This window comes from Pseudomonas lundensis (assembly GCF_001042985.1).
Lineage (GTDB): Bacteria > Pseudomonadota > Gammaproteobacteria > Pseudomonadales > Pseudomonadaceae > Aquipseudomonas > Aquipseudomonas lundensis.
Map to the genome: position 1 here is coordinate 1 of NZ_JYKY01000026.1, position 8,949 is coordinate 8,949.

At 59.4% G+C, this 8,949-nt stretch carries 8 protein-coding genes, 4 tRNA genes and 1 pseudogene; 7 read left to right on the forward strand and 6 right to left on the reverse strand.

Annotation, left to right across the window (positions count from 1 at the left end; genetic code table 11):
- Window positions 1–126 precede the first annotated feature (126 nt).
- From TU74_RS18170 to TU74_RS18195, 6 genes are all read left to right on the forward strand, one after another.
- On the forward strand, window positions 127–366 hold the full coding sequence (locus TU74_RS18170; RefSeq protein ID WP_048377262.1) for a hypothetical protein: 240 nt from the start codon (window positions 127–129) through the stop codon (window positions 364–366).
- A gap of 26 nt (window positions 367–392) precedes the next feature.
- Window positions 393–1,334, forward strand: a complete 942-nt coding sequence (locus TU74_RS18175) for a hypothetical protein (RefSeq protein ID WP_048377263.1) — start codon at window positions 393–395, stop codon at window positions 1,332–1,334.
- Between the two features lie 254 nt (window positions 1,335–1,588).
- Window positions 1,589–1,957 carry a hypothetical protein gene (locus TU74_RS18180; RefSeq protein ID WP_241485591.1) on the forward strand — a complete coding sequence of 123 codons (369 nt, stop codon included), beginning with the start codon at window positions 1,589–1,591 and terminating at the stop codon, window positions 1,955–1,957.
- 40 nt (window positions 1,958–1,997) lie between these two features.
- Window positions 1,998–2,267 carry a hypothetical protein gene (locus tag TU74_RS18185; protein WP_048377264.1) on the forward strand — a complete coding sequence of 90 codons (270 nt, stop codon included), beginning with the start codon at window positions 1,998–2,000 and terminating at the stop codon, window positions 2,265–2,267.
- A 164-nt stretch (window positions 2,268–2,431) separates the two neighbouring features.
- Complete coding sequence (locus TU74_RS18190) at window positions 2,432–2,656, forward strand: hypothetical protein (protein WP_048377296.1); 225 nt, start codon at window positions 2,432–2,434, stop codon at window positions 2,654–2,656.
- Window positions 2,657–3,193: 537 nt separating this feature from the next.
- Window positions 3,194–3,766 carry a recombinase family protein gene (locus TU74_RS18195; protein ID WP_048377265.1) on the forward strand — a complete coding sequence of 191 codons (573 nt, stop codon included), beginning with the start codon at window positions 3,194–3,196 and terminating at the stop codon, window positions 3,764–3,766.
- 353 nt (window positions 3,767–4,119) lie between these two features.
- Here the strand turns inward: TU74_RS18195 and TU74_RS18200 are convergent.
- The 5 genes from TU74_RS18200 to gltX form a co-directional block, all read right to left on the reverse strand.
- Window positions 4,120–4,195: transfer RNA gene (locus tag TU74_RS18200), tRNA-Glu, on the reverse strand.
- Between the two features lie 76 nt (window positions 4,196–4,271).
- Window positions 4,272–4,347, reverse strand: a tRNA-Ala gene (locus tag TU74_RS18205).
- Between the two features lie 50 nt (window positions 4,348–4,397).
- Window positions 4,398–4,473: transfer RNA gene (locus TU74_RS18210), tRNA-Glu, on the reverse strand.
- 77 nt (window positions 4,474–4,550) lie between these two features.
- Window positions 4,551–4,626, reverse strand: a tRNA-Ala gene (locus TU74_RS18215).
- Between the two features lie 239 nt (window positions 4,627–4,865).
- On the reverse strand, window positions 4,866–6,347 hold the full coding sequence (gene gltX, locus TU74_RS18220) for a glutamate--tRNA ligase (protein ID WP_048377266.1): 1,482 nt from the start codon (window positions 6,345–6,347) through the stop codon (window positions 4,866–4,868).
- Window positions 6,348–6,575: 228 nt separating this feature from the next.
- Here gltX and TU74_RS18225 point away from each other — a divergent pair.
- Window positions 6,576–7,900 (forward strand): annotated as a pseudogene (locus tag TU74_RS18225) (Nramp family divalent metal transporter).
- Between the two features lie 10 nt (window positions 7,901–7,910).
- On the opposite strand, the gene TU74_RS18230 reads toward TU74_RS18225, so the two are convergent.
- The gene (locus TU74_RS18230; RefSeq protein WP_048377267.1) at window positions 7,911–8,873 is read right to left on the reverse strand and encodes an alpha/beta hydrolase fold domain-containing protein; all 963 of its coding nucleotides are present in this window, start codon (window positions 8,871–8,873) and stop codon (window positions 7,911–7,913) included.
- Window positions 8,874–8,949 lie beyond the last annotated feature (76 nt).

The following is an 8,949-nucleotide window of genomic DNA, read 5'->3' on the forward strand; positions in this document are numbered from 1 at the left end:
TTCTTTTCGGTCACTTGTTTGACCGCCTGGATTTTGAATTCTTCGGGATATCGCTGGTTGCTCATGGCACCTCCTAATGGGCCTCATTTTAAGGCTTGGAGGTGTCTACGAAACTAGGGGCGATTCATGTCGTACCACGAGAGGACCCGTTTGGAGTTCCTTACCAGCCATTTACGCAGTTCGTCGCGCCTTGCCGTGAAGGCGAAATATGAGACCGAGATCGCTCAAATCCTCGACGGCAAAGACCTGACCCGAGGCGACTTGGCTCTGGCTGCTTATTACTTCCAGAACAGCGGCATAGATGCCGACTCAAGCGAAACGGCCCAGTCATTCGCTCAGGCATACCGCGACGCACCAACCGAATAACACGCCACTAATTAAGGAGACCCACTATGACCGCTTCTAAAACCCCGACCGCTGAACAATTCGCTCGCTTATCCGATGCCGATCTAATGGCCCCGATCACAGCGGGAGATGCCGCTGTGGAGGCTGTGGCACTAACCATCGTCCCAAGCGCCTCGCCAGTTGCCCCACCTGTCCCTGCGCTGGCTGATCTGCTGGCTCAAGCGCAAGCCGTTCTGGATTGCACCGTAAGCTCTGCGCTTCCATCTCGTGTGCTGTACGCAGCCGGTATTAGTGCTGGTGAGCCAGTGTCGTACCACTTCCGCACCAAAGGTGGACAGATGAGTGAGGACTTACGCAAGGCTGCGGGTGACGACATCAAGACTGTTCAAGATATTGAGTACGCGGTGCGGGTGTTCGCTGCGCATGCATTACACAAGTTGCAACTAAACCGATACGTTGAGTTGTCCATGCGTGAGCGCACTGCTGCCGCTGAGGTGCACAAGGATTGGCAGAGCCGTTTGCAGGTTGCCGCTGTCGGTGAGTTGGCCGCTATCGACGCATCGAAGTCCCTGAGCGCGGCTGAGTTCAAGTTCCTGCTTGAGCTGGTTGACACCGACCGATCTGGTATGGCTCAAAACCTTGCTGGCCCCGGTGTGAATGTCCCTGCGCTGGTTGCTGGTCGTGGCAAAGATTGGCGCGCTATCGCTGATGCATGGGCCGGTGAATGCAAGTCGCGTGGAACCGTATCCTTTGAAGGTGTGGGCACAGCGACTGCCGGGTGCAGTTACAACCTTGAAGTTCAACCCGGCGACGGTTGGGTCTTGAGTCAGTACATTGGCCAGATTTGGGTGCCAGTAGAAGCCTGCGTTGCTGGTCAAGAGCGCGCTCTTGAAGATCGTCGCCGTATTGCCCGTGACTGTGCACGAGAAGGCCGTTCGATCCCGCGTATTGCTGGTGGGTTCGCTGACAAGTTGCAGGCGTTGGTGTGATCGCTGAACAGCCTGCGCTTCGGCGTGGGCAACACCCCTCCGCTAATGACCTCATAAAGATGCGCCTCGGGTATCCGGGGTATGAGGCGAGGCTACAGAGTATGCGGGTGATGAAGCCTGCTCGGTACGCTGCTGTCATGTCCGGTGCGAAAACCTTCAATGATCCAGATTGGCGTTGCACTGAATGCGGTGGGAACGAGCGGCATACCCGGAACCTGACTTGCCGAGCCTGCAACGGGGCCCGAGTCCCGAGCGTGTTCAAGACCCTGCCTGACGGGCAGGTGGTGTACATCCCGAAGGACGCGAACGCCTCTGAGAACTGGCAGCAGCGACACCTACGAACTACCCGACTACTAGATCAGCAGTTGATGCTGAACCGGCTGGGGCCGATTCAGGTCGGTCGATACCACCTCTCAGGGGGCGTTGTGCTCCGTGCCGGGAGCGTTCAGCTCGATACCGAGACACTGATGCTTGCTGTGGACGCGCTGCTGTCCGGTGATCCTGAACAGTCACGTGCTGCCCTTACCCCGCTGCTGAGTATTCACCGGGAACTGGTGCTGCTAGTTCGCACAATTGCTGCCGCTGTACAGGCCGGTGCCTTCCCTAAACCTAATCGAACTTGATGCTTGCCCAATGGGTGGGCCGCACCTATTGGAGAACCCCATGAAAGCTAAAATCACTCGCAAGATCCTGCGTACTTTCACCGAGGCATTCAGCACCGATCTCACCTCACCGTCTGGGTTGCGCTGGTTGCGCTGGAACGGCTGCACTGGCACCCGTAGCCGTGAGGCTGGAGATGTTGCCGGAGGTTCAACGAACACTGGGACGTACGTTGTCACTCTGAACGGTGAGAAATACTTGGCTATGGAAGTGCTCGTTGCACTGCACCGCGCCCAACACCGCGTCCCGGCAATGTCAGAGGTGGCGGCGTGAGCGCCCGAGGTTGCATCAGTCGGACTCCGCCGCGGATGAAGGGTTGGCATGAAGAGTACGTGCTGTCTGACACTTCACCCTGCGGCTTGCGGTACGTGGTGAGCGGTCTACCCAGTGTGGTGGCGGGCTGCCCGATTGAGATCACGTGGCCGCATGATAAGAGCATGGCTCAGCATTGCATCTGGCCTAGGAATTATCACCTGCCGGTAATCGTTGACTGGGAAGGCACCGACCTCGGTGGGTTCATGCACTGGGACATGCAGCTTCTGACTGTCCCCGCTTGGGTTGTCCGTGAAATCCTTATGGAACACGCCGAGCGTGCTGAACAGATCGAACTGCTAGAGCAGCATTTACACCGGCATTCACAGCAACATCTGGAAGTGGCCTAAAGGCTGCTTCCCTTTTTGGCCTCTGGCTGAAACCTAAAATTATTATATTCACGCGAGAGGGTCCCTCCACTGAAAGCACAGCCTCGCCCCCATGCCGGTCCTGCCGGTGGCTCCTTAACGCGCGGGCTCAGGCGCGAGCGGGCGTACTGATCCTGCGCGGGCCTGCGGTGTTGGTCGCGCACATCCTGCGCCTGAGCATCGCGCCTTGAAGCATCGTGCTCGCGTTTCTGGAAGCCTCACGCACTGCGCAGCGCGTCGAGAGGATGCGGTGCTGCCACGTACAACACCGTGCGATGCTGCCATCAGCCTGCTGTGCTGACCCTCCTTTGCGTCATCACAGTATCACCCTAGGTCTCTGTGGGACGTGCTGCTGCATGGTGGCCTGAATGGCTGGTAGCTGTTAGGTGTCATTAAACGTCCGTTAGGTGCTACCGTCTGTCAGTGTTTAAGGCTGGTGTCATAAAACGTGCTTTACGATTAAGTGACACTAGCGTACCTTGACACCACATTAGATGACACTAGCGCTGGAGACACAGCATGAGCCGTACCTTCCTGTATGCCCGAGTATCGACCACTGACCAGACCACTGCTAACCAAGTCTTGGAGGTACACAATGCTGGCTTTGACGTGCAACCCCAGCGCGTCGTACAAGAGACAATCTCAGGCAGCACTTCTGCTGCTGAGCGTCCGGGGTTCATGAAGCTGCTAGAGCGCATGGAGAGTACAGATGTGCTTATTGTGACCAAGCTCGACCGTCTGGGTCGTAACGCAATGGACGTGCGCAGCACAGTAGAGCGACTGGATGCGATGGGTGTTCGTGTGCATTGCCTCGCCTTGGGCGGTGTAGACCTGACAAGTGCAGCGGGCAAAATGACGATGCAGGTGCTCGCTGCTGTCGCTGAGTTCGAGCGTGACCTGCTGATTGAGCGTACTCAGGCTGGGCTTGAGCGTGCAAAGGCAGAGGGCAAGACTCTAGGTCGACCTGCGGCTACTGGCACCACGTCGGCTGTGCAGGCTCAGAAGGCCGCTGGCGTGAGTCAATCGCGGACGGCTACCGCGCTTGGCATCAGCCTTGCCACTGTGAAGCGGCATTGGAATGTCGCAGCCTGATGGAGCCAAGAGCCGAACTTTGACGTGTTCACTTCAAGGAGTGAGCACACCCGATTAAGGCACCCCTGTGCACCGCCTGAAACAACGGGAGCACCGGGCAAGGATTGCCGCTCGCTTGGATTCATTGAGGTTTGGAATAACCCCAGTGCACCACTGGCAAGCAATGCGGACTTTAATCATCGGGAGAGGGAATTGATCGGTTCTGACTGTGACACGTGATGCGGGCGCACAGTGCCGACGAGTGGTACTGATAGGGCTGAAAGCCTTCTAAACCGGGCCTTTCGGAGCCTAAAAAACAAAAGGGCCACTCAATAATTGAATGACCCTTAAAAATCCCGCAGAGCGGGTAATCGTGGCGTCCCCTAGGGGACTCGAACCCCTGTTACCGCCGTGAAAGGGCGGTGTCCTAGGCCACTAGACGAAGGGGACACAAACCCTTCTAACAGTGATCAGGCATTTGCCTGATCGCTTCAACGCCAGTGTGGCCCGACGTTGAACTGTAAATTGGTGGAGCTAAACGGGATCGAACCGTTGACCTCTTGCATGCCATGCAAGCGCTCTCCCAGCTGAGCTATAGCCCCGATTTATCGCCTGGCGGCGGAGCAACACCGAAGTGCTGCTTCTGTAAAACTGGCGTCCCCTAGGGGACTCGAACCCCTGTTACCGCCGTGAAAGGGCGGTGTCCTAGGCCACTAGACGAAGGGGACACAAACCTTCTAACAATGATCAGCGCTGAGTGCTGATCGATTCAATGCCGGTGTGGCCAAGCATTGAACTGTAAATTTGGTGGAGCTAAACGGGATCGAACCGTTGACCTCTTGCATGCCATGCAAGCGCTCTCCCAGCTGAGCTATAGCCCCAAACAGTCAGTGTTGCGTGTTGCTGTGTGGACGGGGCGCATATTAAGACTGGATCGGTAGGCTGTCAAACTTATTTTCAAAGTTTTTTAAAAAAAATGGTCGAGAGAACAACCACTTACCCTTCCCACCCCGTAAATACGGGCCCCGCATACAAAACGTGCCGTCGCTGCCAAAGGCCTAAAAGGGCCGCGCAGCGGTCCTGACCCCAGCCTGCGGCAGCGACGGCACCTCAAAACCGATCAAGCGATTGCGTTGAACAGCTTTTCCCACTCTTTGTTTTCTTTCTTCGAGACACCGCCCAGCAGTTCCAGCGCCTGACGCAAGCGGAAACGCGTGAGGTCCGGGCCCAGAATCTCCATGGCGTCCAGCACCGACACCGAGCTGGCCTGCCCCGTGATCGACGCAAACATCAGCGGCATCGCATCGCGCAGCTTCAGCTCAAGGGCATCCACCACCGTTTGTATGCAACCGGTGATGGCGTCTTTTTCCCACTGACGCAGGCTTTCGAGCTTCCACAGGATCAGTTGCATCAGTTGACGCACTTGATCGCCGGACAACTTTTTGTGCTCAAACAGCTTGGCATCCAGTTGCAAGCCACCCGAGAAGAAGAACCCGGCCAGCGGCGCGATCTGACTGAACGTCTCGACCCGCCCCTGTACCAGCGGCGCGATCTTCATCATGTACTCGGGGTTCAGCGCCCATTGCTGGACACGGCTGGCAAATTCGTCCAGCGGCAAGTCACGCAACCATTGGCCATTGAGCCAGGAGAGTTTTTCAATATCGAAAATCGGACCGCCCAGCGAAACACGGGACAGGTCAAAGTTGTCGACCATCTCTTGCAGCGAGAACTTCTCGCGCTCGTCAGGCATCGACCAACCCATGCGACCCAAGTAGTTGAGCATCGCTTCGGGCATGAAGCCCATGCGCTCGTAGAACGTGACCGAGGTCGGGTTCTTGCGCTTGGACAGCTTGCTCTTGTCCGGGTTACGCAGCAGTGGCATGTAGCACAACTGCGGTTGTTCCCAGCCAAAGTACTCGTAGAGCAGGATCAGTTTCGGCGCCGACGGCAGCCATTCTTCCCCGCGCAATACGTGGGTGATGCCCATCAAATGATCGTCGACCACGTTGGCCAGGAAGTACGTCGGCAGGCCGTCGGTCTTCATCAGCACTTGCATGTCCATGCGGTCCCACGGGATCTCGACGTCGCCGCGCAGCAGGTCTGGCACCACGCACACGCCTTCGGTCGGCACTTTCATGCGGATCACGTGTGGCTCGCCAGCGGCCAGGCGCCGGGCCACTTCTTCCTTGGACAGCAACAGCGCGCGACCGTCGTAGCGCGGGGTCTCGCCCTTGGCCATTTGCTCGGCGCGCATCTGGTCCAGCTCTTGTGCGGTGCAGAAACAAGGGAACGCATGCCCCATGTCGACCAGTTGCTGGGTGTACTGCTTATAAATATCGCTGCGCTCGCTCTGACGATACGGGCCATGCGGGCCGCCAACGTCGGGGCCTTCGCTCCAGGTGATGCCGAGCCAGCGCAGCGCATCGTAAATCTGCTGTTCGGACTCACGGGTCGAACGCAATTGGTCGGTGTCTTCGATCCGCAGGATGAACTCGCCGCCATGCTGCTTGGCGAAGCAGTAGTTGAACAAAGCGATGTAAGCGGTGCCGACGTGGGGGTCGCCGGTAGGCGATGGCGCAATGCGCGTGCGAACGGTGGTCATGGGCGGTCTCGAAGTGGAGATAAAACAAAGTGCCGAATGGTAACAGGCCGACCCCGCTTGGCTCCAGCTCAGGACTGACCGTCGAGACAGATCGCCGCCCCCGTGACTGTAAAAACAGCAATAGCCCCGCTGTATCGACCCTATCGGCGGAAAAAACCCCACGACCGATGTAACCTCACACCCATTGCCCCTGCCCGCCTCCCGCACAAAAACAACCGGAGCCTGCACTTGACATTCAGCCTGCCGAAAATCCCCACGGCGCCCTTCTGCCCGCCTGAAGTCAGCGGCAGCGTAGCGGTGGACCCCCGCGCACCGTTCTGGAAGCGCGCCTTGCGTTTTGCCGGGCCGGGCCTGCTGATCAGTATTGGCTACATGGACCCCGGCAACTGGGCGACCGCCATCGAAGCCGGGTCGCGCTACGGCTATAACCTGTTATTCGTCGTGTTGCTGGCCAGCCTCGCGGGCATGGCGGTGCAATGCCTGTGCTCGCGACTCGGCATCGCCACCGGCCGCGATCTGGCGCAACTGTGCCGCCAGCGCTACAGCACGCGCTCAGCCAGGGTGCAGTGGCTGCTGGCCGAAGTCTCGATCATTGCCACCGACCTCGCCGAAGTCCTTGGCTGCGCCTTGGCGTTCCACTTGTTGCTGGGCTGCTCGCTGACCTTCGGCATCGCGCTGACGGCCTTCGACACCCTGCTGATCCTGGCCCTTCAAGGCAAAGGCTTCCGTCGGCTGGAAGCCATCATGCTGGTGCTGGTGATGACGATTGGCGTGTGCTTTTTCGTCGAGCTGGTGCTGATCAAACCCTATTGGCCTGACGTCTTCGACGGATTCAAACCGTCCCTTTCGGCGATCAGCGAAGCGGCGCCGCTGTACCTGGCCATCGGCATCCTCGGCGCCACCGTGATGCCGCACAACCTGTACTTGCACAGCTCCGTGGTGCAAACAAGGCGGGTGGGCAACGACTACGCCAGCAAGCTCGACGCCGTAAGGCTGGCGCGGATCGACACCATCGGCTCGCTGGCGCTGGCGCTGATGGTCAACGGCGCGATCCTGATTCTGGCGGCGGCCGCGTTTCACACAACCGGCCACACCGACGTGGTGCAAATCCAGGACGCCTACCGCCTGCTCGACCCACTCGTGGGCGGCGCGATGGCCAGCGTGCTGTTTGGCGTGGCGCTGCTGGCGTCCGGGCAAAGCTCGACGTTCACCGGCACCATCGCCGGTCAAGTCATCATGGAAGGCTACCTCGACCGCGCATCCCGTGCTGGCAGCGGCGCCTGATTACCCGCGGGCTGGCCTTGATCCCGGCATTTGCGGGCGTTTGGTTGATGGGCGACAACGCCGTCGGCAAGCTGCTGATCCTCAGTCAGGTGGTGCTCAGCCTGCAATTGCAGTTTGCGCTCTACCCCCTGATCCGCATGACCAGCGACGTCAAACTGATGGGCCCCTTCGTCAACCGCCTGCCGACGCGCTTGCTGGCGTGGTTTCTGTTCGCGGTGATCAGCGGGGCCAACATCTGGTTGATTGCGCAACTCAGCGTGGGTGAGTGAGGGCGCGCCCTCACCCGGCCAGCCGCTCATCCAGCCAGCCCGCCACCCGCTCATGAATCCCGGCCACTTCTTCGAGCAAGCCGCTCATGCGCATGAAGTCATGGGTCATCCCCGGTTCTTCCCACCTCACCACCTCATTGCCCGCCTGTTCCAGTTTGGCGGCATAGGCCAGCCCCTCGTCATGCAACGGATCAAACCCGGCCAGGTACACCAACGCAGGGGCCACGCCGCTGACATCCGGGGCCAGTAACGGTGAAAGACGCCAATCCTGCACATCCGCCGTGGTTCGGGTGTAGTGCCCGTAGAACCAGTCCATGGTGGCGGTTTCGAGCAGATACCCGTGGGCGAAACGCTGGTGGGATTCACGTTTGCAACTGCCGTCAGTGACCGGGTACAGCAACACCTGCGCGCGCGGCACGATGGCCACCTCCTGCGGGTCACGCACCGCCAGAATCGCGAGCACTGTGCTCAATGTGCCGCCCGCACTGTCACCGGCAAACGCCACACGGGTGGCGTCCAGCCCATGACGGGCGCCCTCGCGCAGCAACCAGTTCACTGCGTCGCAGGCATCTTGCACCGCCGTGGGGAACACCCACTCCGGGGCCAGCCGGTAATCCACGGCCAGCACGGCGAATTGCCCGGCATGGGCCAACCGGCGACACAGCCCGTCGTGGCTGTCCAGACTGCCAATCACATAACCGCCGCCGTGGAAGTAGACCACCACCGGCAGCGGTTGTGGCGTTAGCTGCGGGGCGCGATACAGGCGCGCTGGCAAGCTGAAACCATCCCGGGCCGGCAGGCGCAGGTCGTAACTGTCGATGCCCGACAACGGCTCGTCCAGCACCCCGGCACTCATTTCAAACTCCAGCCGGGCCTGCGCCGGGCTCAGGTCATGCAGGGCCTGGCTTTTGCCGGTCATGCGGCTGAACTCGGCCAGTTCCAAAAAGGCTTCCAGCTCCGGTACTACTGACATACGTGTGTCCTTGCAAATAGCCTTCGGCACGGGTTGCCGAAGGCGGTGATGGTTAGCGCTGAACCTCAACGCACGT

What these genes read in the sequence shown, in the direction of transcription:
- TU74_RS18185 (WP_048377264.1), top strand. Translation starts at nt 1,998, where the DNA reads ATGAAAGCTAAAATCACTCGCAAGATCCTGCGTACTTTCACCGAGGCA.
- TU74_RS18175 (WP_048377263.1), top strand. Translation starts at nt 393, where the DNA reads ATGACCGCTTCTAAAACCCCGACCGCTGAACAATTCGCTCGCTTATCC.
- TU74_RS18230 (WP_048377267.1), bottom strand. Translation starts at nt 8,873, where the DNA reads ATGTCAGTAGTACCGGAGCTGGAAGCCTTTTTGGAACTGGCCGAGTTC.
- TU74_RS18170 (WP_048377262.1), top strand. Translation starts at nt 127, where the DNA reads ATGTCGTACCACGAGAGGACCCGTTTGGAGTTCCTTACCAGCCATTTA.
- TU74_RS18190 (WP_048377296.1), top strand. Translation starts at nt 2,432, where the DNA reads ATGGCTCAGCATTGCATCTGGCCTAGGAATTATCACCTGCCGGTAATC.
- gltX (WP_048377266.1), bottom strand. Translation starts at nt 6,347, where the DNA reads ATGACCACCGTTCGCACGCGCATTGCGCCATCGCCTACCGGCGACCCC.
- TU74_RS18195 (WP_048377265.1), top strand. Translation starts at nt 3,194, where the DNA reads ATGAGCCGTACCTTCCTGTATGCCCGAGTATCGACCACTGACCAGACC.